The 20,255-nt window shown below is 67.9% G+C and carries 21 protein-coding genes; 15 read left to right on the top strand and 6 right to left on the bottom strand.

What is annotated here, in order from left to right; translation table 11 throughout:
• Positions 1 to 674 (top strand): transketolase C-terminal domain-containing protein (locus ACWDTP_RS27855; RefSeq protein ID WP_450025841.1); only part of this gene is annotated, 674 nt, incomplete at its 5' end.
• A gap of 26 nt (positions 675 to 700) precedes the next feature.
• Here the strand turns inward: ACWDTP_RS27855 and ACWDTP_RS27850 are convergent.
• A complete protein-coding gene (locus tag ACWDTP_RS27850; protein WP_450025839.1) occupies positions 701 to 1,006 on the bottom strand; it encodes a carboxymuconolactone decarboxylase family protein in 306 nt (101 codons plus the stop codon).
• Between the two features lie 75 nt (positions 1,007 to 1,081).
• Between ACWDTP_RS27850 and ACWDTP_RS27845 the strand changes: the two genes are divergently transcribed.
• From ACWDTP_RS27845 to ACWDTP_RS27835, 3 genes are all read left to right on the top strand, one after another.
• A complete protein-coding gene (locus tag ACWDTP_RS27845) occupies positions 1,082 to 1,624 on the top strand; it encodes a MarR family winged helix-turn-helix transcriptional regulator (protein ID WP_450025837.1) in 543 nt (180 codons plus the stop codon).
• A gap of 65 nt (positions 1,625 to 1,689) precedes the next feature.
• Entirely contained in the window at positions 1,690 to 2,916 is a 1,227-nt protein-coding gene (locus ACWDTP_RS27840) for a CoA transferase (protein WP_450025835.1), read from the top strand.
• Positions 2,913 to 3,755, top strand: coding sequence for an acyl-CoA thioesterase (locus ACWDTP_RS27835; protein WP_450025833.1), 843 nt, complete (start codon positions 2,913 to 2,915; stop codon positions 3,753 to 3,755). Before ACWDTP_RS27840 ends, ACWDTP_RS27835 begins: the two co-directional genes overlap by 4 nt.
• Positions 3,756 to 3,768: 13 nt before the next feature.
• Here ACWDTP_RS27835 and ACWDTP_RS27830 read toward each other — a convergent pair whose 3' ends face one another.
• The 4 genes from ACWDTP_RS27830 to ACWDTP_RS27815 are packed head-to-tail and all read right to left on the bottom strand — an operon-like array spanning position 3,769 to position 8,464.
• The gene (locus tag ACWDTP_RS27830) at positions 3,769 to 5,283 is read right to left on the bottom strand and encodes a tripartite tricarboxylate transporter permease (RefSeq protein ID WP_450025831.1); all 1,515 of its coding nucleotides are present in this window, start codon (positions 5,281 to 5,283) and stop codon (positions 3,769 to 3,771) included.
• 46 nt (positions 5,284 to 5,329) lie between these two features.
• On the bottom strand, positions 5,330 to 5,890 hold the full coding sequence (locus tag ACWDTP_RS27825) for a tripartite tricarboxylate transporter TctB family protein (protein WP_450025829.1): 561 nt from the start codon (positions 5,888 to 5,890) through the stop codon (positions 5,330 to 5,332).
• Positions 5,880 to 6,911, bottom strand: a complete 1,032-nt coding sequence (locus ACWDTP_RS27820) for a tripartite tricarboxylate transporter substrate binding protein (protein ID WP_450025827.1) — start codon at positions 6,909 to 6,911, stop codon at positions 5,880 to 5,882. The genes ACWDTP_RS27825 and ACWDTP_RS27820 overlap by 11 nt, the downstream gene beginning before the upstream one ends.
• Complete coding sequence (locus ACWDTP_RS27815; RefSeq protein WP_450025825.1) at positions 6,908 to 8,464, bottom strand: MmgE/PrpD family protein; 1,557 nt, start codon at positions 8,462 to 8,464, stop codon at positions 6,908 to 6,910. The genes ACWDTP_RS27820 and ACWDTP_RS27815 overlap by 4 nt, the downstream gene beginning before the upstream one ends.
• Before the next feature lie 123 nt (positions 8,465 to 8,587).
• On the opposite strand from ACWDTP_RS27815, the gene ACWDTP_RS27810 reads away from it, so the two are divergent.
• From ACWDTP_RS27810 to ACWDTP_RS27790, 5 genes are read left to right on the top strand one after another with little or no spacing between them, the layout of a single operon-like run.
• Positions 8,588 to 9,877 (top strand): 3-isopropylmalate dehydratase large subunit, encoded by a 1,290-nt coding sequence (locus ACWDTP_RS27810; RefSeq protein WP_450025823.1) that lies wholly within the window; start codon positions 8,588 to 8,590, stop codon positions 9,875 to 9,877.
• Positions 9,874 to 10,398: a LeuD/DmdB family oxidoreductase small subunit gene (locus ACWDTP_RS27805; RefSeq protein WP_450025821.1), complete on the top strand. Its 525-nt coding sequence runs from the start codon at positions 9,874 to 9,876 to the stop codon at positions 10,396 to 10,398. The genes ACWDTP_RS27810 and ACWDTP_RS27805 overlap by 4 nt, the downstream gene beginning before the upstream one ends.
• Complete coding sequence (locus ACWDTP_RS27800) at positions 10,395 to 11,291, top strand: isocitrate lyase/PEP mutase family protein (RefSeq protein ID WP_450025819.1); 897 nt, start codon at positions 10,395 to 10,397, stop codon at positions 11,289 to 11,291. The genes ACWDTP_RS27805 and ACWDTP_RS27800 overlap by 4 nt, the downstream gene beginning before the upstream one ends.
• Complete coding sequence (locus ACWDTP_RS27795; RefSeq protein ID WP_450025817.1) at positions 11,284 to 11,958, top strand: GntR family transcriptional regulator; 675 nt, start codon at positions 11,284 to 11,286, stop codon at positions 11,956 to 11,958. Before ACWDTP_RS27800 ends, ACWDTP_RS27795 begins: the two co-directional genes overlap by 8 nt.
• Positions 11,959 to 11,971: 13 nt before the next feature.
• A complete protein-coding gene (locus ACWDTP_RS27790; protein ID WP_450025815.1) occupies positions 11,972 to 13,189 on the top strand; it encodes an MFS transporter in 1,218 nt (405 codons plus the stop codon).
• Between the two features lie 100 nt (positions 13,190 to 13,289).
• Here ACWDTP_RS27790 and ACWDTP_RS27785 read toward each other — a convergent pair whose 3' ends face one another.
• The gene (locus ACWDTP_RS27785; protein ID WP_450025813.1) at positions 13,290 to 14,186 is read right to left on the bottom strand and encodes a helix-turn-helix domain-containing protein; all 897 of its coding nucleotides are present in this window, start codon (positions 14,184 to 14,186) and stop codon (positions 13,290 to 13,292) included.
• 47 nt (positions 14,187 to 14,233) lie between these two features.
• Here ACWDTP_RS27785 and ACWDTP_RS27780 point away from each other — a divergent pair, with 47 nt between their 5' ends.
• From ACWDTP_RS27780 to ACWDTP_RS27755, 6 genes are all read left to right on the top strand, one after another.
• Positions 14,234 to 15,247: a substrate-binding domain-containing protein gene (locus ACWDTP_RS27780; RefSeq protein WP_450025811.1), complete on the top strand. Its 1,014-nt coding sequence runs from the start codon at positions 14,234 to 14,236 to the stop codon at positions 15,245 to 15,247.
• 56 nt (positions 15,248 to 15,303) lie between these two features.
• A complete protein-coding gene (locus ACWDTP_RS27775; RefSeq protein ID WP_450025809.1) occupies positions 15,304 to 16,818 on the top strand; it encodes a sugar ABC transporter ATP-binding protein in 1,515 nt (504 codons plus the stop codon).
• Positions 16,819 to 16,836: 18 nt separating this feature from the next.
• The gene (locus ACWDTP_RS27770) at positions 16,837 to 17,841 is read left to right on the top strand and encodes an ABC transporter permease (RefSeq protein ID WP_450025807.1); all 1,005 of its coding nucleotides are present in this window, start codon (positions 16,837 to 16,839) and stop codon (positions 17,839 to 17,841) included.
• A gap of 45 nt (positions 17,842 to 17,886) precedes the next feature.
• The gene (locus tag ACWDTP_RS27765) at positions 17,887 to 18,972 is read left to right on the top strand and encodes a zinc-dependent alcohol dehydrogenase family protein (RefSeq protein ID WP_450025805.1); all 1,086 of its coding nucleotides are present in this window, start codon (positions 17,887 to 17,889) and stop codon (positions 18,970 to 18,972) included.
• On the top strand, positions 18,969 to 19,925 hold the full coding sequence (locus ACWDTP_RS27760) for a DUF4380 domain-containing protein (RefSeq protein WP_450025803.1): 957 nt from the start codon (positions 18,969 to 18,971) through the stop codon (positions 19,923 to 19,925). The genes ACWDTP_RS27765 and ACWDTP_RS27760 overlap by 4 nt, the downstream gene beginning before the upstream one ends.
• On the top strand, positions 19,922 to 20,255 hold a 334-nt coding region (locus ACWDTP_RS27755), incomplete at its 3' end, for an SDR family NAD(P)-dependent oxidoreductase (RefSeq protein ID WP_450025801.1). The genes ACWDTP_RS27760 and ACWDTP_RS27755, both read left to right, overlap by 4 nt.

Here is a 20,255-nt window from a genome sequence, read left to right as displayed (position 1 = left end):
GCGCCGAGCACACCGACCTGACCGACCAGAAGGGCTTCGGCGGGCATTTCCACAACGACGACTCGATCGCGGCGATCCGCGACATCCCCGGTGTGGTGATCGCATCACCGGCCCGCCCCGATGATGCCGCGGCCATGCTGCACACCTGCGCGGCGGCCGCCAAAACCGCTGGGGCGGTGTGTGTCTACCTCGAACCGATCGCGCTGTACCACACCAAGGACCTGTACTCCGACGGTGACGGCCAGTGGCTGGCGTCCTACCCGGCGCAGCCGGTTCGGATCGGTGCGGCCCGCACCTACGGGGACGGCGCCGACCTGACCATCCTCACGTTCGGCAACGGGCTGTGGATGAGCCTGCGGGTGGCCCGGCGCCTGCAGCAGCGCGGTATCGCCGCCCGGGTGGTCGACCTGCGCTGGCTGGCCCCACTGCCGGTCGGGGACATGCTGCGCGAGGCCGGAGCCACCGGACGGGTGCTCATCGTCGACGAGACCCGCCAGACCGGCGGGGTCGGCGAGGGAGTGCTGGCCGAGCTGCTGTCGCACGGGTATGCCGGTCGGGTGGACCGGGTGGCCAGTGCCGACAGCTTCATCCCGCTCGGCGACGCGGCGCTGCAGGTGCTGCTGTCCGAGGAGACCATCGAGGCGGCGGCGGTGAAACTCGCGGGCCGGATATAGCGCCGCCGGCCTCTCGATGAGCCGCCTCAGTCGGTGAAGAGGTGCGAGGCGTGGGTGACGGCGGCACCCGCACGCATCGCGGCCGCCACAACCGCGACCTCGGACAGCTGGGAATCGTCTGCACCGGCCTTGCGTGCGGCATCGACGTGCAGCTCAAGGCAGTACGGGCACTGGGTGGTCAGCGCGACGCCCACCGCGATCAGTTGCTTGTCGCGTTCGGAGAGCGCCCCGGCCGCGAACGCCTGCTTGTCGAATGCCCAGAACGCCTTCATGGCGTCGGGCGCATGCTGGTCCAGCTTCTTCAGACGGCGCAGATTCTTCATGTCGTACATGGATGACCTCCTGGCTTTTTGCATGCATGCCGCATACATTGTTAGACGTTACCCCAAGCGAGCAGAGATGAACACATGATCAGTTCAATTGATCGGTCGGCGAATCTTGTTGGCGCACTGTCGCTGTCTGTCGTCGACCGGTTGCAGCGCGCGGTGTTCGACGGAACCGACCTCGGCGGTGAGAGGGTCGCGGCACTCGTGGCCATCGGTCATGCACCCGGCATGACCATGGGTCAGGTCGGCAAAGTGCTGGCCCGGTCCCAACCGGGGGCGGTGCGCATCGTCGACCGCCTCGAGGCCGCCGGACTCGTCGAGCGCACACCCGCGGCAGGCGACCGCCGACAGGTGACATTGACCCTCACGTCCAAGGGTGCGGCCGAGCGTGCGGCGGTGCTCGAAAGGCGGCAGAACGCGCTGCTGGAGATTGTGAAACTGATTGATCCACAGGACCTCAAGACATTCGAGCGGGTTATGACGACCGTGCTGTCCGCCCTGCCCGACGATGCCATCTCCGCCCTGACCATCTGTCGCTACTGTGATGAACAGCGATGCCCGGCCTGTCCGATGCAGTCATTCGGACTGCCCGCACCCGGTCGAGCACAACCGGTGCACCCCTGAGCTTCAGGTAGGCCGGCGGGGTGCGGAAGGGTTGGATCCGAACCGGGTCTTGATAGCGTGACCGGATGTCGCATCCCGCATCGGACCCCACCCGTCCCCTGGCCGGGGTGCGGATCATCGAGATCTCCAGTTTCGTCGCGGTGCCGCTGGCCGGAATGACGCTGGCCCAGCTGGGCGCCGAGGTGGTCCGGATCGACCCGATCGGTGGCGCGGCCGATTACCGCCGCTGGCCGGTCACCGACGACGGTGAGAGCATCTACTGGGCCGGGCTGAACAAGGGCAAACGGTCGCTGGCCGCCGATATGCGGTCACCGGAAGGTCAGCGTCTGGTTTCCCGCCTGATCGGCGAAGCCGGGGTGCTGATCACGAATGTGGCGGGACGGCAATGGCATTCCTATGAGACGTTGACGGCGCTGCGGCCGGATCTGATCCACGTCGAGGTGTCCGGGCGTGCCGACGGCGGCACCGGGGTGGACTACACGGTCAACGCCGGCCTCGGCTTCCCCCTGGTCACCGGACCGCCCCAACTGTCGACCCCGGTCAACCATGTGCTGCCGGCCTGGGATGTCAGCTGCGGGCTTTACGTGGCGTTGGCGGTGAGCGCCGCTCTGCGGCATCGCGACGCCACCGGTGCGGGCGCGCAGATCAGCATCCCGCTGGAGAATGTCGCACTCGCGACCGCGGGCAACCTCGGGTTCCTCACCGAGGTGATGGTGAACGGGACGTCGCGGGAACGGCTGGGCAACACCCTCTACGGCACCTACGGGCAGAATTTCACCAGCGCCGACGGCGTCGGTTTCATGCTCGTCGCGCTCACCGGCAGGCATTTCCGCGATCTCACCGAGGTCACCGGAACCACCAAAGCCGTTGCCGCCCTTGCCGAGGCGCTCGGAGCCGATTTCACCGATGAGGGGCAGCGCTACACCCACCGCGACGCGCTGACCGGTCTGTTCACCCTGTGGTTCAGCGAGCACACCGCCGAGGAGGTCGCCGCCGCACTGTCGGGAACCTCGGTGCTGTGGGAGCGCTACCGCAGCTTCGCCGAGGTCGCCACCGATGCCCGGGTCACCGACAACCCGCTGTTCACCCGGCTGGACCAGCCGCGGATCGGGCCGTATCTGGCCCCCGGTCTTCCGATGTCGATCGGCGGTGCGTACCCGCCCGCCGCCGCGGCGCCCGCGCTTGGCGACGACACCGCGGCGGTGCTGGCCGAGCATCTCGGGCTCGGCGCCGACGAGATCGCCGGACTGACCCAGTCGGGCACCGTCGCAACCGGTTCCGACCGGCCGTGAGCCGGCTGGCGCGGCTGCTGGAGCTGCAGCCGGACACCGGGGGCGACGTCTGGGCCGGGCCGGCGGGCGGACCGGAAGGCAAGCGGGCCTTCGGCGGCCTGCTGGCCGCGCAGAGCCTGGCCGCGGCCTGGCGCACCGTCGGCGCCGACCGGTCACCGACCAACATGCACCTGCAGTTCCTGCGCGGCGGTGATGCGGGGGAGTCGGTCGCCTACCGCGTGCACCGGGTCTACGACGGGCGCACCGCGTCGGCCCGGCGGGTCGAGGGGGATGAGAACGGCCGGATGCTGACGACGGCGGCGGTGTCGTTCGCGACCGCCCTCGCCGGACCGGAACACGGTGTGCGCACCCTGCCGCAGGACCCGGAGTCGTTGCCACGCACCGGCCCGCCCGGTCCGGCCCCGGCGGTACCGCTCGACGAACTCGACATCCGCATCGCCGACGACGGGTCGGGTGACGAGTTCGTCCGGCGGTTCTGGTGGCGGGTCACCGCTTCGCTGCCCGAGGATCCGTCGCTGCACACGCTGATCGCGGTGTATGTGACCGACCTGTACGGGATCGATCCGGCCCTCGCGGTGCATGGGCACAGCATGCGTTCGCGCAGCCACCGCAGCGGCACCACCGACTCGTCGATCTGGTTTCACCGTCAGGTGCGCGCCGGTGAGTGGAACCTGCTGGAGTGCAGATCTCCGGCCGCCGCGCGCGGCCGCGGCGTCATCACCTCGAGCCTGATCCGCGCCGACGGAACCGTCGCCGCGACCCTCGTGCAGGAGGGCCTCCTGGCCGACCGCGAGCCACCTTCCCCCGCGAGCAGACACAAACCTGCCCAATTTCACTGAAAACAGGGCAGTTTTACGTCTGGTCGGCGGGAGCCGAGGCCTTTCTCCGGCTCAGCCTGCCGCGGATCAGGTCACCCAGGATGGCCAGGACCGCGATACCCAGGAAGGTGAGGGTCAGCGGCTTTGCGAGCATGTCGAACACGCTGCCGTGGTCGAGCAGATACGCCTGCCGGAAGCTGCGTTCGAGCATGATGCCCAGCACCAGTCCGATCACCAGCAGCGCCGGCGACAGTCGGGCGGCACGCATCAGATAGCCGACCACGCCGAAGACGAGCGTCAACAGCGCGTCGAACACCGAATTGTTGAGTGCGAACCCCGATATCAACGCCAGCACCATGATGGCCGGGAACAACAGCTGCTTGGGGATGTCGAGAATCTTCGCGAACGCCGGGATCAACGGGACGTTGACGACGAGCGCGAGGATCGAGCTGACGAACATGGAAGCGATCACGACCCAGGCGATGTCGCCGTGCTCACTGAAGAAGCTGGGGCCGGGGTCGAGTCCGTACATGGTGAGGTAGGCCAGCAGGACCGCCGTGGTACCCGATCCTGGAATACCGAGCGTGAACATCGGCACCAGAGCGCCACCGATAGCGGAGTTGTTCGCGGCTTCGGGCGACGCGACACCCTCCATCACCCCGGTGCCGAACTTCTCCGGGTGCTTCGACACCTTCTTCTCCAAGGAATAGGAGAAGAAGGATGCCATCGTGGTGCCCGAACCCGGCAGCACGCCTGCGACGAATCCGATCAGCGATCCTCGAAGCGTCGCCCAACGTAGTGCCCAGACCTCCTTCCACCGCGGTCGCAGCCCGCCGTTCACCGTCACCAGTTCATCGCCACCGGATTTGGAATGGGTGAGATTCCAATAGATTTCGCCAAGGCCGAACAGTCCGACGATCGGGATGATCGGATCGATGCCGTTGAGCAATTCGGAGATTCCGAAGGTGAATCGGGGTACGCCCGCCTGGGTGTCGGTGCCCATGGTGGCGATCAGCAGACCCAGCAGGATGGCGATCCCGCCACGCAGGAACGACTCGCCGACCAGGGTGCTGCTCAGGATCAGGGCCATGACCACCACGGCGAAGTACGCGCTGGGGCCGAATGCCAGTCCGAACTCGGAAAGCGGGCCCGCCAGGAAGACCAGGCCGATCACGGAGATGATCGAGCCGACGAACGACGAGATCGCCGATATGGTCAGGGCGGTGCCGGCTTTGCCCGCACGGGCCAGCGGATAGCCGTCCATGGTCGTCATCAGCGCCCCGGCGTCGCCAGGCATGTTGAGCAGGATCGCGGTGATCCGGCCGCCGAACTCGGACCCGATGTAGAGCGCGATCATGAGGATGAGCGCGGTGGCGGGCTCCAAAATCATGGCGACCGGCAGCAGCAGCGCGATCGCCGTCGACGGACCGATACCGGGCAGCAGACCGACCACGGTGCCGAGCAGGACCCCGGCCGCGGCCAGCAGGATCAACTGCGGACTTGAGGCGAAATCGGCGAAACCGCTGAACAACTGATCGAGCGCGTTCATCGCGGTGCTCCTGGGCTCGGCGGGGTGAGTTGACGTCGCGTCGGCATCACAGCGAGAAGATCCCCCGCGGCAGCAGGACCCCGAGCAGGTCGGCGAACAGCACATAGATGACGATCCCGTACAGGCAGCCGAAGGCGATCGGGATCAGCGCGCGCCGGCCCCCGTATCGGTGCCATCCGCCGATCATCGCCACCTCTACCGCGACGAAAATGGCGGTGGCGAGGATGAACCCGAGCGGGATCAGCAGTTCCAGATAGACCACGGTGACCACCACGTTCAGCCCGAGACCGATGAGCTGGTTGAGCGTGCCGCGGCGGTCGGTGGCGGTCACCGTGGTGGCCGGTCGCGAACCGATGACGATGCGCCACAACGCCTTCGCCGCGAGCACCACGGTCGCGAGGATCAGCAGCGCCAGGATCAGCAGGGGGTAGGCCCGTGGCCCGATGTCGGCCTGGTTCGGTGAGGTCTGGGGCAGGCCGAACGCCTCGACCGCGTAGACCACGGCGAGCAGGCACAGCACCGCGCTGAGGATCAGGTCGGCGCGGGCGTGCCGGCGCTCGGTCATCGCGGCCTCGGCGGCTTCGTCGGCGCGCTGATCAAGAAGCAAGGCCCACCTCCGTGAGCAGCGTGCGATACTCGCCGGCCTGCTGGTCCACCCGCTTGGTGAACTCATCGCTGGGCAGGTAATCGCTGGTGAGGTGGGCGTTTTCCATCTGCTCGCGCCACTCGTCGGTCTCGGTCGCCTTCTTGATGGTCTCCTCCCACCACGTCACGGCCTCGTCGGGCATGTTCGCCGGGCCGAAGATGCCGCGCCAGTGGTCGACCGTGAAATCGAACCCGAGGTCTCGCCACGTCGGCACCCCTTCGGCCGCACCGGATTGTCCGGTGGGGGCCGAGGTGGACAGCAGCCGGATCTTGCCCGCCTCGGCGAGCGCCGCGGCCTCGGACAGCCCGGTCGAGACCACCTCGACGTGCTTACCGAGCAACTCGGTGTTCAGATCGCCACCGGATTGGAACGACACGATGTTCAGCTTCGTCAGGTCGCGGACACCGGACGCCTTGGCCGCCTTGAGGATGTTGATCTGATCATCGGACGGGACCGTGCCGACGCCGAAGCTCACTGATGCCGGGTCCGCGACGATCTTGTCGAGCACCTCTTTGGCGGAGGTGAACGGTGAGTCGGCGCGCACGGCCCAGACCAGGTAGTCGTTGGTCAGCTGGGCGAGCGCGGTGAACTTGTTCGCCGCCATATCCGTGGTGCCGAGAATCGGGTTGAGGAAAACCCGATTGGACTCGGCGACCACCGAGGTGCCGTCGTTGGGTCGGCTCAGCACCTCGGCGCGGGCCGGGTTTCCCCCTCCGCCGCTGTTGTTCTCGATCGTCATGCGCTGGTCGACGCCCGCGTCCTTCATCGCCGCTTCCAGTTGGCGTGCGGCTTGATCCAGCCCGCCACCGGGGTCGCCGGCGGCGATGATGGTCAGCGGGCGGCTCGGAAAGCCACCCCCGTCCTCGGCGTTTCTGGAGTCGAGGTGGCAGGCAGTGACGGTGAGGGCAGCGGCGATCGCGACGGCGGTCCCGAGCATCCTCGCCGGGGATCGGCGTCGACCCCGGGTCGTCGATGACTTCATGCGTTTCCTTCCGTCGTTCTTTGGCTGCTGGGAGATTGGCGTGACGCTCCACTGTGAGGGGCCGAGACGAGTTCGAGGATTCGGGCCACGGGTGCCGACGTGGCTCGTGGGTCGCCGAGCGCGAGAACCGAGCGCTCCAGGTCGGCGATCTGCTGCGGGTCGAGGACTGCGGCCGCGAGCTGGCGGTACTTGTCGGCCACGGACTCCGCGGGCAGTGGGTGATGGGAGCTTCCGCGGGCGTGCCGAACCTCCTCGGTGTGCACGTGCCCGTCGCGGGTGGTCACGGTCAGGCGCACGTGGTGCCGACCGTCGATGCCCTCGCGATCGATGTCGGGGTCGGGTTCCACGCTCACCCGCGCGGCCAGGTCGACCACGCGCGGGTCGTCGATGCGGTCCGCGGCGAACTGGTCGACGAACAGTTCCCGGTCCACGGCGAGCACCGCCAGCGTGTAGCCGAGATTCATCTGCGCCGACGTCACGCTGTCCGGTGTGTACGGCCAGCCCACATGGTGGACCGTGAGGGTCGAGGCGGCGACCCGGATCGCGGCGATGTCATCGGGTTTGAGGTCGGGCGCCCGGTCGAGGATGGCCCGCAGCGCGTCCACCGAGGTGTGGTTGGACCCGCAGCAGGGATAGGCCTTCACCGAATACCGCAGCGTCTCGAAGCGGGTGCCCAGACCTTCGGTGATCGGGGCGAGATCCTCGGCGCCGATACCGGCGTAGGCATGGGCGAACCCGCCGTAGGGCTGTTCGATCACCTCGTCGATGCCGGTGAAGTCGCGCGCGGCGAGCAGTGCCGCGAGGACGCCCGCCTGGGCCGACCGGCCCGGGTGCATGCGTTTGACCATGGCGCCGTACTGCGCCGCCATCAGGAAGCCGCCGGAGGACGCCGCGATGCCGAATGCGTGCCCGATGCGGTCCTCGCCGAGCCTGAGCAGCCGAGCGGCCGTCGCTGCGGCACCGAACAATCCGGTGTTGGGGCTGGGGTGAAAGCCGCGGCCCAACTGGGCCCGCCCGGTGGCCAATCCGATCCGGGCGCCGACTTCGAACCCCGCCACGCACGCCAGTGCCACTTCCTCGGCGGTCGGAATATCAGCCTCGGCGCCGTCGTGTCGGGCCGCCCGCAGCCCGGCCACCGCCAGCGCGGCGGGTACCACCTGAGCCGCTCCGTGGATCACCGCGGCGGCATGCAGATCGTCGAATTCGAAGCTGTGCATGAACATCCCGTTCGCCAGCGGAGCCTGGGTCGCGGGAACCCGCACCCCGGTTCCCCACACGGCGGCCTCGGCGACACCGCCCTGTTCGGTCACCAGATCGCCGACGACGCGGCCCCACGGGGTGGTCGATCCGAACAGTCCCGCGCCGAGCCCGTCGAGGATCAGGCGGGCGGTGTGGGCGTAGACGTCGTCGGGCACCGCGGTGACGGTGAGGCCGGCGACCCAGGCGGCGAGTTCCCCGGTCGGGTGCCGCACCGTGGAGTCGCGGGCGGGATCGGCCTTCGAGTCGGCTTTCGAATCGGCTTGGGAATCGCCCGTCGTCGGATTGTCCTTCACCCAGTTCCTCGCCTTCCGTGTGCCTGTGGGCCCGGTCTCGATGGGGAGACCCTGTGACCCGAGCCACTCTGTATGCACAGTACTGTATGCTGTCGACAGAATTCAACGGACTGGGAGGCGCGGATGGGGGAGACCATCACCGAGAAGATCTTCGGTGCCCACACTGGGCATTCGGTCCGGGCCGGCGACATCGTGATCAGCCCCGTCGACTTCGTGTTCTCCCATGACGGCAACCGGCCGCAGCCGCTGGAGACTTTCGCCGACCTCGGCGGGGACCGGGTGTTCGACGCGTCGCGGGTGGTCATGTTCCTCGATCACGCGCCGCAGGTGCACACCCCCGCCGTGGCCGCCATGCATCAACAGATGCGCGCGTTCGCCGCCGATCAGGGCGTCACTCTCTACGAGATCGGCCGCGGCATATCCCACCAGGTGTTGCCGGAGAGCGGGCATGCGGTGCCGGGTCGGGTGATCGTCGGCTCCGACTCGCACACCTGCACCGCGGGCGCCTTCAACCTGCTGGCCACCGGTGTCGGGTCCACCGACCTGGCCACCGCGATGATGCTCGGCAAGCTCTGGTTCAAGGTGCCCGAGACGATCCGGATCGTCTGCGACGGCGGCCTGGCGCGGGGGGTGTTCGCCAAGGACCTCGTGCTGGAGCTGCTGCGTCGGCTGCGCGCCGACGGCGCAGCCTACCGTGCACTCGAATTCGTCGGTCCCGCCATCGAATCCCTCGGCGTGCACGCCCGGATGACCATCACCAACATGGGTGTCGAGTTGGGCGCGAAGTTCGCGATCATGCCCGCCGACGCGACCCTTCGCCGCCATCTGGCAGCGGTGGGTGTCGACGACTACCCGGTCACCGAATCCGACTCCGACGCCGAATTCCTGGACACCCACACCATCGACGCGGCCGCGCTGGAGCCGCTGGTCGCCGCGCCGCCCAACCCGGACAACGTGCGGCCGGTCACCGAGCTGGCCGGCCGGCCGATCCAGCATGCGACGATCGGCACCAGCACCAACGGTCAACTGGATGACCTTCGGGCGGCTGTCGAGGTACTCGGCGACCGCCGGATCGCGCATGGGGTGCGCCTTTTCGTGGCGCCGGCATCCCGGCGGGCCTACCTGCAGGCCCTGCAGGAAGGTCTGATCGCCCGGCTCGTCGAGGCCGGTGCCGTCATCGGCACGTCGGGCTGCAGCGGATGCACCGGGGCCTCGGGCTTCGGCATACCCGGTGACGGCACCACCATGATCACCAGCGCGCCGCGAAACTTCGTCGGGCGCACCGGAAACCGCACCGCCGACATCTTCCTGGCGTCGCCGGCCACCGTGATGGCCTCGGCGATCGAGGGCGCCATCGCCGACCCTCGCCCCTACCTGTCACCCACTCCATCGGAGATCGGAGTGGCGTCGTGATCCGGGGTCATGCCCAATGTTTCGGCAGCGATATCAACACCGACTACATCATCGCCGCCCAGCACAAGGCGGCGTCGCTGGATGTGGCGGAGATGGCGCGGCACACCTTCGAGGACATCGACCTCGGGTTCGCCGACCGGGTGCGCCCCGGCGACGTGGTGGTGGCCGGGGCGAACTTCGGCTGCGGTTCCTCGCGCGAGACGGCGCCACGGGTGCTGCTCGCCGTCGGGATATCGGCGGTCATCGCACCGTCATTCGGCCGCATCTTCTTTCGCAACGCCATCAACGTCGGGCTGCCGGTGCTGGAGTGCGACACCGCAGGCATCGACCGGGACGACATCGTCGAGATCGACCTGGGGAGCGGACATATCTCGGTCCCGCGGCGCGGGTTGCACCGGCGCGCCAGGCCACTGCCCGATGTCATGCGCGCCCTGCTCGACGCGGGAGGCCTCGCGAACTACCTACGCCTACACGGCGATCTGGTGCTACCGCAGCAACAAACTAAGGAAGCGAGAACATGAACCACCCCCATGAGAAGCGCCGTCAACTGCGGGAAATGCTGCGGGCCGACCGACCCGTGATCGCGCCGGGGGTGTACGACGGGTTGACCGCCCGGCTGGTGCAGCAGGGCGGCTTCGACGCGGCGATCGTGACCGGCGCAGGCGTGTCGGCCAGCGTGCTCGGGGCCCCCGATGTCGGATTGCTGACGATGTCGGAGGTGCTGACGCAGACTCGCAACATCGCCGGCGCCGTCGATATCCCCGTCATCGGCGACTGCGATACCGGATACGGCAATCCGCTCAACGTCGGCCGCACCATCGTCGAATTCGAGAACAGCGGTGTCGCAGGACTTTTCATCGAGGACCAGGTGTCGCCCAAACGCTGCGGCCACTTCGCGGGTAAACAGATCATCCCGGCCGAGGAGATGGTGCAGAAGGTTCGCGCCGCGGTGGACGCCCGCACCGATCCCGATCTGGTGCTGATCGCCCGCACCGACGCCCGTGCTACCGACGGGATCGAGGAGGCCGTGCGGCGCGGTCGCCGATATGCCGAGGCCGGGGTGGACATGGTCTTCGTGGAGGCCCCGCACACCTATGAGGAACTCGAGTTCGTCGGTGCCGAGTTGGGTCCGCTCGGGGTGCCGCTCATGGTCAATCTCGTGGAGGGCGGCAAGACCCCGCTGGTCAGCGTCGGCGACCTGGCCAAGCTCGGGTTCAGTTTCATCAGCTTCTCCGGTTCGCTGCAGAAGACCGCCATCAAGGCGATGCAGGAAATGCTGGCGGCGCTTCTGCGTGACGGCGAAGTGACGGAGTTCTACCCTTCAAGGATGATCAGTCTCGAGGAACGCAGCGAGATCCTGGGCTTGCCGTACTACTTCGAGCTCGAACGGCGATATGCGAGCGCCCGTGACTGACCGGATCCAGCAAACGGTCCCGTACTCCGTGCAGGCGGCCGACATCATCCGGTCCCGCATCCTGGGCGGCGAATACGCGCCTGGTCAGCGGCTGGGCGAGGTCGAGCTGTCGGCCTCGCTCGGGATCAGCCGCAGCCCACTGCGGGAGGCGCTGCGAGTGCTGGCCAACGAGGGCCTGGTCAAGATCGTCAGCGGGCGCGGAGTGTCGGTCGCCGACTTCACCCAACGCGAGGTCCGCGAGCTCCTCGAGATCCGGGGCGCGCTCGATGTGCTCGCGGTCCGGCTGGCGGCCGAGCGGGCCGGCACCGAACAGGTCGCCCTGCTGCGGGAAAACCTCGAGGGCCTGACCACCGCGTTGCGCACGCACGGCACGCAGACGCTCGAGTGGCCCTCGGATTTCCACCTCTGCATCTACCAGGTCGCCGACAACCTGCGACTGAGCGAGCACGGCCTGTCGGTGCACACCCAGCTTCGGTTGGTCCGCTTCCGCTCGGGGGCGGCGGAGAATCGGATGGAGCAGGCCCATCAGGAGCACCTTGCGCTGCTGGCCGCGATTGCCGATCACGATCCGGATCTGGCCGCGCGGCGGATGGGGGAGCATCTCGACAACAGTGCCGCGCACATCCTCCAACAGTTGCGCGACCCGAGCGCGAGCCGTACCGGCTGACGCCGGTTGTCGGGTGAGGTCACCGTCCTTGTCGCGGTATCTGCGCGCGCTCGGCGTGTTGTTCCTGGTGCAGCTGAGCGTGAGTGCGGTACGTCCGACGGTGTCCTACCGCGCGCTCGACCTCGGCGCCGATGCGGTCCAACTCGGGTTCATCGCAGCGGGTTTCGCGATCCTGTCACTGGTCGTCGCGATTCCGGTCGGCAGGCTGATCGATCGCAGAGGCGAAATGCCGTTTATCGTGGCAGGCCTCGTCCTGGTGGGTGCGGTCGCCTTCGCCCTTGTCCTGGTCGATGCGGTCTGGGCGTTGGTGGTGACGCAATCGGTGCTCGGACTCGGGCATGTGCTGACCACCCTCGGTATGCAGGCCTTCATCGCCAACTCCGGTGCGCGGCAGCGTGACAGCCGCTTCGGCGCGTTCACCGTCGTGGTGTCACTCGGCCAGTTCGTCGGGCCGGCCGCGGCCGGTTTCCTCGGCCAGCACGCCCATATCGGCGGCGGCGCCCTTCCGCCCGCGGTGGCGTTGGCCGGCAGCAGTGTCTTCCTGGCCGCCGGGGTCACCGCGCTCGCCGGGTGCGCGCTGGTGGTCGGTGACCGGCGCCGCGGTGCGGACCCGGGTCACGACGCGGCGCGCGGTGCCCCCGCATCGGGATCCCTGCTGCACGGCATCGGGCGGGTGCTCACCCAGCCCAATGCCCCGCACGCGATGCTGGCCAGCGTCGCCGTCCTCACCTCGACCGACCTTCTCGTGGCGTATCTGCCCGCCTACGGTCAGGCGAACGGGTTGTCGGCCGCCACCGTCGGCCTGCTGCTGTCCGCCCGCGCCGGAGCCTCGATCGTGTCGAGACTGTTCATGTTGCCGCTGACCCGGGTCTTCGGCCGCGGCCGGCTGCTGGTTCTGAGCACGGCCGTCCCGGCGCTGGCCATCGCGCCGATCCCGCTGCTGCATTCCCTGCCCGCCGTCTTCGCCCTCATGGTGATCGCCGGTTTCGGCCTCGGCCTGGGCCAGCCGCTCAGCCTGATCTGGATCGCCGAAACCGCGCCGACCGATATGCGAGGGACCGCGGTGGGGGTTCGGCTCAGCGGTAACCGGCTCGGACAGGTGGTCATCCCGGCGATCGTCGGCGGCATCGCGGGTTCGGCCGGTGTCAGCACGGTCTTCGTGGCGATGGCGGTCATGCTCGCGGGCAGCTCGGTGCTGACCGCGAACGGAAACTTCCCGCCGCCGGACTGATTTTCTCCCGCGACTTTCCCGCGCGAGCAGACGTAAACCTGCCCAATTTCACTGGAAATTAGGCAGGTTTGCGTCTGCTCGGCGGGTCGGCCGCCTGGAATCAGTTCTGGTGGCGTTGACGGTAAGTGGTCGGGGACTGACCGTGCACCTTGGTGAACTGACGCGAGAAGTACAGCGGATCGGAATACCCGGTGTGGCGGGCCACTGCGGCCACGGTCGAAGTCGTGGTGTCGAGGAGTTCGCGGGCCCGCGACATCCTGAGCTGGAGCTGGAACTCCAGCGGGCCCACTCCGGTCCGCTGCCGAAACACCGCGTTGAGATGTGATGTGCTCAACCCGACCATCGCCGCGAGCGAGGCGACATCGGTGCGGCGGGGGCTGGTCAGCCGCAGGTGTTCGAGCACTTGATCCATGGGATCGGTCTCGCTTGTCGAGCGTCGCCGGCCGGTCGTGGCGATCACCGTGAGCGCGTGCCATGCGGCTCCGGAGGCACCGACCAGGCTTGCCGATGTGCTGCCGTCGGCCAGCATGTCGATGGCTCGGGAGATCAGGCTGGCGATCGGCGCCGGATCGGCGACATGGACCACCGGACCCACCGCCGAGGATCCGGCCACCGCGACGAGTTCGTCGCTGTCATGGCCGTCGACGTGCAGCCACCACAGTGTCCACGGATCCGAGTCCGCAGCGCCGTAGGTGTGTGAGCGCGCTTTGGGTAGCACCACCACATCACCTGCGGCAACATCGAACCGACCCTGGTCCGTACGGCACCAACCTGCGCCCGCGGTGCAGACCATGACCACGTGCTCGCTCGCGCCATGGGGCCGGGACCGCCCGTGCCGGGTCGCGCGAGGGAAGAATCCGGCGTCGGTCACCAGGAGCCGCCGGGTGATCGGTACTCGCAACGCGTCATCGACCACGGGCCGAGGAACGCAGAGCATGCGCTGGCCGGCGAATCCATCGGCAATCCAGGTCGCCATCGATTCGTCCATATTGCTCATAGCTATGACTATGCTCCAGTGCACAAACGCGCGCTAACGTTCGACTCGTGTTCATCGGAGAATCACTGCGCCGGCCGGGAGCGGTGGTTGAGCGCACGGTCCGGTGCACGGCGGCGGTGATGGTCGCAATCCTGGCCCTGGCCGGATGCTCCCGAATCGGCGAGAACGGGCGAATCGCGGTGGTGTACCTCAACGCCGAAGGCTTCTACGCCGGCGTCAAGCTCGGGGTGCAGCGCGCCTTCGACCGGACCGGCGACGCACCGCAGTTGATCGAAACCAACGCGCAATCGGACCCGTCGCAGGAGAGCGCCTTCATCGACACCGTCAGCTCGGTGCGGGTGAACGCGCTGATCCTGTCGCCCACCTCGGCCGAAGCGTCGGTCCCGGCGGTCCGGCTTGCCCACGACAGTGGAATCCCGGTGGTCTGCTACAACACGTGTCTCAACGATGCGGACGCCGAGAAGTATGTCGATTCCTGGATTCTGGGTTCACCCAGGGAGTTCGGCCGGATCGGCGGCCAACAGATGGGCAACTTCTTCCGCGGGAAGGGTGTCGTGACGCCGAAGGTCGCAGTGATCAACTGCGAGCAGTTCGAGGTGTGCATCCAGCGTCGCACGGGGTTCGAGGAGGGGTTGCGTGCCGTCGTACCCGGTGCACAGATCGTCGCGAACCAGCAGGGTCTGCTCGTCGACGAGGCCGTCCAGGCGGCCGAGCGCATCATCACCGCGCACCCGGATCTCGATGCTTTCTACGGCGAGGCCGGGTCGATGACGGTGGGTGCCGTGCGGGCCGTCGAGGCCCGCGGGCTCGTGGGCCGCGTGGTCGTCTTCGGCGGCGACATGTCCACGCAGATCGCCGAGATGCTGCAGAGCCACTCGATCCTCAAGAGCATAGCCGATATCTCCGGCATCACGGTGGGCACCATGGCCGCCGAGTCGGCGCTGCAGATCCTCGACGGACACCACCCCGAACAACTCATCGTCGACGCGCCCGTGGATGCCTACCGAAGTCCCGCGGACGCCACCCGGTGGTTGCAGCAGCATGCCGACGGAATTCCCTGAGCCACTGAAATCCTTCGGGCGCAACGATGTTCAATTCTAATGATGGAAAGGCCCTGATGTCAGCCACCCGCTCCCCGGCAGCGGCACCTCTGCTGCGTGTCGACGGAGTCTCCAAGAGCTACGTCGGCGTCGCCGCACTGGTCGATGCCGGCCTGGAGGTTTCCGCCGGTGAAGTCCGCGCCCTGCTCGGCCGCAACGGTGCGGGCAAGTCCACGCTGATCCGGATCCTGTCCGGTGCCGAACAGGCCGACGCAGGTGTGGTTGAAGTCGACGGCCGGCCGCTGGGTGACGGCGGGGTGCGCCGCGCAGTCGAATTGGGGGTGCAGACGGTGCACCAGGAACTCAGCCTGGTGCCGGATATGACCGTCGCAGAGAATCTTTTCGTCGGCGCCTGGCCGCGCAAGGGCGCCAAGATCGACTACGCCGCCATGCGCCGTGAAGCGGTCACCGTGACCGACCGCCTCGGCCTGGCCATCGAACCGGACGCCGTCGTCGGATCGTTGTCGCTGGCCGCCCAGCAGCTCGTCGAGATCTGCCGGGCGGTGCGCCGCGACCCGCGGGTGCTGATCCTCGACGAACCGACAAGTGCGTTGGCCGCGGCAGAGGTCACGATCGTCCTCGATGCGGTCTCCCGGATCGCCGAAAGCGGCGTCGCCGTGATCTATGTGAGCCACCGTCTCGACGAGATCCGCCGGATCGCCGCCCGCGCCACGATCCTGCGTGACGGGCGGGTCATCGACACTGTCGACGTCGATTCGACGAGTACCGAGTCGATGGTGGCCCTCATGGTCGGCCCGGATTACCAAGCCCGGCAACGGCCCCCGCTGCGTGACATCGACCGGACTCGGCCCCCGATGCTGTCGGTGCGGAAGCTCGCCGTACCACCCAAGGTCGCGGATGTGTCGTTCGACCTCTACCCGGGCGAGATCCTGGGCATCGCCGGCTTGATGGGATCGGGACGAAGCGAAGTGCTGCGCGCCATCGCCGGATTCGATGCCGTCGAGGACGGTGAGGTGACCCTCGACGGTCGACGGATGCCCCCGGGCGCACCCGCGGTGATGAAACGCCACGGCGTAGGGCTGACACCGGAGGACCGCAAGCGTGAGGCGATCGTGCCGCTGCTGGGCGTCGACGAGAACATGGTGCTCTCCGATTATTCGCGGGTGCGCGACGGTGCTCGGATCTCCGCGAGCCGGGTTCGGTCCGCCGGGCAAGCACTCATCGACCGGCTCGGCATCGAGACCGCCGCGCCGTCAACCGCAATCGTCAACCTGTCCGGCGGTAACCAGCAGAAAGCCGTGATCGGCCGTTGGTTACACGCCGATGTGTCGGTCCTGCTGCTCGATGAGCCGACGCGAGGTGTGGACGTCGCCGCCAAGAACGGGATCTACGACCTGGTGCGCGCGCTCGCCGACGCGGGCAAAGCGGTCGTCTTCGTCTCGGGGGAGCTCGAAGAGCTTCCGCTGGTGTGCGATCGCGTCATAACGCTGCGAGCCGGCACCGTGACCGCCGAATTCACCGGCGCCGACGTCACCGTCGACGCCATCCTGTCCGCCGCGATGGCGGCCTGAAATCCGAGGAGACCAATCGTGAGCGCATTGCAGGCCGGTCCCCGCCCGGACGGTGCGCCGCCGGCCACCAGCCCGCGGTCCTACCGCCTCAACGAGATCGGGCTCCTGGTCGCGATCGTCGTGCTGTACGTGGCCCTGACCGCGTCGGCGGCCGGCTTCCTCACGGCCGGTAACCAATTGGGCATCCTCCGGGATGCGGCCACCATCGGCATCGCCGCCTGGGGCGTCACCCTGGTCATCGTGGCCGGGGATATCGACATCAGCATCGGCCCGGCTGTGGCGTTCTCCTCGGTCCTGGTGGCCAAGGGCAGCGCCGAATGGGGCCTTGGCATGGTGGGCGCGATAGTGATGACCCTTGTCCTCGGAACGCTGTGGGGAGCGCTGGCCGGCTATCTGCGTGCCCAGTTCAACGTCCCGTCGTTCATCACCACCCTCGGTCTGTGGAGCATCCTCGGCGGCCTGGCGCTGTACATGACCGACGCGCTGCCCGTGGTTCTCCCGAGCAGCGGTCTCATGGACGTGCTTGGCGGAGATGTGCTCGGGGTCCCGACCTCGGCGGTCATCATGCTCGTGCTGTTCGGCGTATTCGCCTACGTCGCCAAGTTCACCGCATACGGTCGTTCCGTGTACGCCATCGGCGGCAACGCCGCCGCAGCGATGCTGGCCGGGATCAACCTCAAGCGCACGCGGGTGCTGCTGTTCGCGACGACCGGCCTGCTCTCGGCGGTCACCGGAGTGCTCGTCGCGGCGCGACTGGGTTCGGGCAATGGCGGCGCGGCGGGCGGCCTCGAATTCGATGTGATCGCCGCGGTCGTCATCGGCGGCACGCTGCTCGCCGGTGGCCGGGGCAGCATGCTCGGTACCCTGCTGGGCGTCGTGTTCATCACCGTGATCGCCAACGGGCTGGTCCTGCTGGGCATCGACTCGTTTCTTCAGGAGGTGGTGCGCGGTGTCATCATCGTCGGCGCGGTACTGGTGAATGTGCTGATCAGTCGCCGTCAGAATGCCAATCGCGCCACATGACCACCGGCGGACTCGCTGAACATCAAGGTGCGGAAAGGATTCCACATGAATGCCGTCGCGGTGATACCTGAGACGATGCGGGGTGCCTACCTGCCCGGTGACTCCAGCGCCGTGCTCCGGCAGTACGATGTGCCGTCGCCGGGACCTGGCCAGGTGCTGCTCCAGATGGGGGCATCGGGTATCTGTGGCAGCGACATCGGGTACATCTACCGTGGTTACAAGGGATACCGAGGAGTCGACGGACCCGCCTATCAGGGTGTGGTGGCCGGTCACGAACCGGCAGGCACGATCGTCGCGGCCGGGGATGGCGTGTCGCGGTTCACGGTCGGTGACCGCGTCTTGCTGTATCACATCGTCGGCTGCGGACTGTGCGGCAACTGCAGGCGCGGGTACTACATCAGCTGTACCGGCGGTCGCGCGGCCTATGGCTGGCAGCGCAACGGCGGTCACGCGCCGTATCTTCTGGCCGAGGAACGCACCTGTATCCCGCTACCCGATGCGTTGTCTTTCATCGATGGTGCGCTGATCGCATGTGGATTCGGCACCGCCTATGAGGGTCTGCGGCGGGCTCGGCTCAGCGGTGACCACGACCTGCTGGTGGTCGGACTGGGCCCCGTCGGCCTTGCCGCGGGAATGATCGGCCGCGGCATGGGTGCCGGCAAGATCATCGGCGTCGAACCCGCCGCTGCTCGGCGTGATTGGGCCGAAACTCTTGGGGTCTTCGATGCGACGATCCCGGCAGGCCCCGCGGCGGTGGATGCGGTGCGCGAGCTCACCGGCGGGGTCGGCGCCGGTGTCACCATCGACTGTTCCGGCAGTCTGCCGGGCCGTTCGCTGGCACTTGAGGGTGCAGCGGAATGGGGGAACATCTCCTTGGTGGGGGAGGGCGGCGATCTGCACACCGAGGTATCGGATACGTTGTTGCACAAGCAGTTGACCATCCACACCTCGTGGGTCACGTCGCTGACCGCGATGAGCGAGCTGGCGACGAATCTGGTGCGTTGGGGTATGCGGCCGGAATCGGCTGTCAGCGATGTCTTTCCGCTCTCGCGAGCAGCAGAGGCCTACGAACTCGCCGCGGGTACCAGCAGGGGCAAGGTGTGCCTGGTACCCGACGAGGCCGCAGCATGAGCGGTGCCGCCCTGCGTACCTGGGTGACTCACGGCCATCACGATGTGCACTGGATCAGCGCGGACGCCCTCACCTTGGGTGTTGTGCCCGCCCTCGGTGGCAGGTTGCTCAGCTTGAGCGTGTACGGGCACGAATTATTGTGGCGTAACCCCGCTTTGCTCACCGTTGATTTGCAGCCGGTGGCCGGCCACCATCCGGAACCGGTCAGTGGAACCCTCGCGGACTGGCGCAATTACGGTGGTGACAAAACCTGGCCTGCGCCGCAGGGATGGTCGTCGCCGCAGGAGTGGGCCGGACCGCCCGATCCGGTCCTCGATTCGGGCCCGTATGCGGCCGAGGTCCACCAGACGCCTGGCGCGGTGGAACTCGTCCTCACCAGCGAACCTGACCCCCGCACCGGCCTGCAACTGCGCCGTACGTTTGCCGTCGCCGGCGAGCAGGGGTTTCACCTGCTGCTGTCGGCGTCGAACGTCACCGACCGCGACGTCACCTGGGCGCTGTGGAACGTGACGCAATTACCCGGCGGAGGAGCCGTGGAAGTCGCTGTCGGCGAACGGTTCACCGAACCCGTCGAGTTGGTGATCGGGACGGCTGCCCCCAGGTGGGAACGGACCGGCCCGGATACGGTGACGGTCGGCCCGCAGGACGTCGTGGGCAAACTCGGCTTCCCGTACGCAGCGGGTCGCTTGGGTTACCAGCGGGACGGCTACACCGTCACATGGGAATTCGCGGTGGACGACACCGCCGCGTACCCCGACGGAGGGTCACGCGCCGAGGTGTGGATGGAATGCCGGCAACCGGTGCCGTTGGCGGAACTCGGCGGCCTTGACCCGCCTGACCGGATCGTGGAATGCGAAGTGCTCTCTCCGTCATACACACTCGCACCGGGGGAGACCATGAACCTTCGCGTCGATGTCGGTGTCCACCTCGATGCATGTGGGGGATCGCAATGACCACCGCAGAGGCGGCGAGCCGTCCGGTGGCCGTGATCACGGGCGCGGCGGGCGGGATCGGGGCGGCGACCGCTCGGCGCCTGCACGCGGACGGGTTCGCGGTGGCCCTGTTGGATATCGCCCCGGAGGTCGATGTAGTGGCCCGCGAGCTGTGCCGGGACGGCACCACCGCCATCGGGATTCGCTGTGACGTCGCCGACCCCCGGGCATGGAAGATCGCCGCGACTGCCACCAGGGCGCTGGGCCGGGTCAAAGTCCTTGTCTCGAACGCGATGACGGTCGAGCTGTTGCCGCTGCACGAGATGTCGTCGTCGAGCTGGCACCGCCAGC

It is taken from the genome of Mycobacterium sp. NPDC003449 (assembly GCF_053588415.1).
This window is presented reverse-complemented; position numbering and strand designations above follow the sequence as displayed.

Coding starts and splice junctions, on each gene's coding strand:
- ACWDTP_RS27850 (WP_450025839.1), bottom strand. CDS start 1,006: ATGTACGACATGAAGAATCTGCGCCGTCTGAAGAAGCTGGACCAGCAT.
- ACWDTP_RS27845 (WP_450025837.1), top strand. CDS start 1,082: ATGATCAGTTCAATTGATCGGTCGGCGAATCTTGTTGGCGCACTGTCG.
- ACWDTP_RS27840 (WP_450025835.1), top strand. CDS start 1,690: ATGTCGCATCCCGCATCGGACCCCACCCGTCCCCTGGCCGGGGTGCGG.
- ACWDTP_RS27830 (WP_450025831.1), bottom strand. CDS start 5,283: ATGAACGCGCTCGATCAGTTGTTCAGCGGTTTCGCCGATTTCGCCTCA.
- ACWDTP_RS27820 (WP_450025827.1), bottom strand. CDS start 6,911: ATGAAGTCATCGACGACCCGGGGTCGACGCCGATCCCCGGCGAGGATG.
- ACWDTP_RS27810 (WP_450025823.1), top strand. CDS start 8,588: ATGGGGGAGACCATCACCGAGAAGATCTTCGGTGCCCACACTGGGCAT.
- ACWDTP_RS27800 (WP_450025819.1), top strand. CDS start 10,395: ATGAACCACCCCCATGAGAAGCGCCGTCAACTGCGGGAAATGCTGCGG.
- ACWDTP_RS27785 (WP_450025813.1), bottom strand. CDS start 14,186: ATGAGCAATATGGACGAATCGATGGCGACCTGGATTGCCGATGGATTC.
- ACWDTP_RS27775 (WP_450025809.1), top strand. CDS start 15,304: ATGTCAGCCACCCGCTCCCCGGCAGCGGCACCTCTGCTGCGTGTCGAC.
- ACWDTP_RS27765 (WP_450025805.1), top strand. CDS start 17,887: ATGAATGCCGTCGCGGTGATACCTGAGACGATGCGGGGTGCCTACCTG.
- ACWDTP_RS27760 (WP_450025803.1), top strand. CDS start 18,969: ATGAGCGGTGCCGCCCTGCGTACCTGGGTGACTCACGGCCATCACGAT.